This is a genomic window from Vibrio genomosp. F10 str. 9ZD137, from assembly GCF_049974785.1.
Lineage (GTDB): Bacteria > Pseudomonadota > Gammaproteobacteria > Enterobacterales > Vibrionaceae > Vibrio.
In genome coordinates, this window is the sequence record NZ_JBNGCJ010000643.1 from 1 (window position 1) to 2,511 (window position 2,511).

Here is a 2,511-nt window from a genome sequence, read left to right on the forward strand (position 1 = left end):
ACCGCTCTTCCGATCTGTACTCGCGAGTGGCACCGAAATCGAGCAATCCGATTTGTTGAGTGTGTTCAAGATACAGGTAGTTCGCAAAATTTGGGTCGGTCTGAACCATTTTAAGGTCAAATAACTCCTTGAACATCAGTTCGAGTAAACGGTGCATCACAAGATCGCGTGTCGGTTGATCAAAACTCTCAATTTGTTCTATCGAACGCCCGTCAATGAAGGCCATCGCCAACACTGAATTTGATGAGACTTCTGGGTAAATTCGTGGCACCACAAAGTGCTCATGGTCTTGCAACTCAGTGCGATAGCGTATCGCGAATTCCGCTTCCCTGCCGTAATCGGCTTCATCGTGTAACTGTTTTTTCGCTTCTTCGAGCAATGATTGATAATCGACGGACTCAGGGATGAGACCGACTATTTTTAGTAGTGTACCGACGTTATCAACATCGCTGTTGATGCTTTGTCGAATGCCAGGGTATTGTATTTTTACCGCGAGTTTATCTCCGGCATCATTGTAGGCCTGATGTACTTGGCCTATAGATGCACTGGCTATAGGCTTAAAGTTAAAGGCCATGAATTCGCTCTTCCAACCGGTGCCTAAGGCGTCTTCTAACACCTGATTCAGCTGTTTCGCGGGCAGTGGGTCGGCGTCGGAGCGCAAACGAGCTAATATATTCGCTAACTCAGGATCTAACAGGTCGCCAGCGTCCATCGACAGCATTTGGCCAAGCTTCATTGCTGCGCCGCGAAGGTGAGCAAGTTGGTCGGTGAGGCGCGCTATATTTTTCGGTGTCAGAAGAAGGTCTTTTGTCGTAGGGCGGTTCCCTTTCACGATTTGTTTAGTGCCTTCTGTCAGTACATTACCCGCAACGCGTGTCGCCAGTGATGCGAATTTACTAAACCGAGACAGACGATGAGTCGGTAAGCTTCTTTCTTTTTGCGACATGAACATACTCTCTTATTTAGCGGTGTCAGTCTTTCTAGCGTTTAAATTTAGGTCAGTTTGAAGGCACGCGATTAAAACCGAATGCTCGATTTCTTAGGATACAGAGTTATGGTGAATGCAGTATATCAATACGAGAGAATGCTCTCTTTTGATCACAAGCGAAGATGGGTTTATCGTTAGAAAGGTAAAAAGAGGCTCTAGATTTTTATCTAGAGCCCCTTGAAGCTTAACCCGCTGAGTTTACCTGCGGAGTTGCATCAGCCAAGTTCGGCTGCATGATCGTGTTAAAAGAGTGAGCAATTACAACTCAATGGTGACAGTTTCACCGTCAACCGTAAGAAGCAGTGTATTACCTTCTACTTTGTGTGTGACGTCAACCTGTTCGCCTTCGTTCTTATTAGGAACGAGAAGCGTCAGGATGTTGTGCTCTTTCGATGGTTTGAATTCCACTTCAACGTGACGGTGGATTTCAAGATCTTTGAACTCGTACGGGTCTACGTCGCCGAATCCTTCAACGTTCTTCACTGATGTGATGTTGTCAGCCGATTCGTTGATGAAGTTCACGTCTAGGTGCGCAACTTCGCCACGGATAGTGAAAGACTTGTCTGCCACTTCGTTGGCGAAAGTTGTGTGCATTAGCCAAGTCATGTCTTTCTCTTCAGAAAGCGTTGCCTTGTCTTGCATTACGAAGACTTTACCTTGAACAAACCAGACCTTACGCTTGTAAGATTCGATTTCTGGAACGAAGTATTTGTAAGATGCTGTTGCATCACCTTCAACCATCTTCACATCAGATTCAGTGTCGAAATCAGAGATGTTGCCGCCCGCTTCGATACAGAAGCGATCTTGGTGGTTTTCGTAGCCTGTGTTCTTGTTCTCGCCGTACTGACCTTTACCGCCAAATAGTGGAAGGTTTTTAGAGAACGTTTGACGACGCCATTTGGTGTGCATATCAACACCGAAACCACCGTAATAGCCAGTGATTGACGCTAACGTTTCACCGAACGCGTGCAGAGTGAACGCATTTTGGTCACCGTGAGAGTGGCTGATTGAGCCAAACGGAGAACATTTGAATACCATGTGAATATGGTTATCACGCTCAGTCATCTTGTTGTGGAATGCAGCCCAACCCGTGATTGGGAATACTTTCAACAGTGGATCGTTAGAGGGTGCTTTCTCTTCTGGTGCATCCCAAAGGATGTTGAAGCGAAGATCGTCGTAGCCAAAATCCCACCAACCGAAGTTGTAGAATTTCGTGTGCGCTTCAGTATCACGGCCTTTAAGCTGGTTGTAGTACCAAACGTACTCAGGCTTCTGGTTAACACCTGCGTAGTGCTTGATGTTGTAAGCCAGTTTTAGACCTGGGAAATCACCGATTGACGACTGGTCACAGAAGCTCGCGCGCTTAGAGTGAACAGGCATACAGTAAAGCGGGAAGTCACCTGTGTTTTCGTAGAATGTCTTGTTGAACATGTCTACGCCACAGTATGCTTTCAATAGGTCGAATGCCTCGCCTAGGAATGCAGTTTGTGTGTTCCAGTAGTCAGGACCTTCAGCCCAACCGC

2 protein-coding genes are annotated in these 2,511 nt (G+C 46.6%); both read right to left on the bottom strand.

Annotation, left to right across the window (positions count from 1 at the left end; genetic code table 11):
* A partial coding sequence (locus ACP45E_RS15545) for an ABC1 kinase family protein (protein ID WP_069585212.1) occupies positions 1 to 946 on the bottom strand: 946 nt, incomplete at its 3' end.
* Between the two features lie 300 nt (positions 947 to 1,246).
* A partial coding sequence (locus tag ACP45E_RS15550; protein ID WP_198927736.1) for a heparinase II/III domain-containing protein occupies positions 1,247 to 2,511 on the bottom strand: 1,265 nt, incomplete at its 5' end.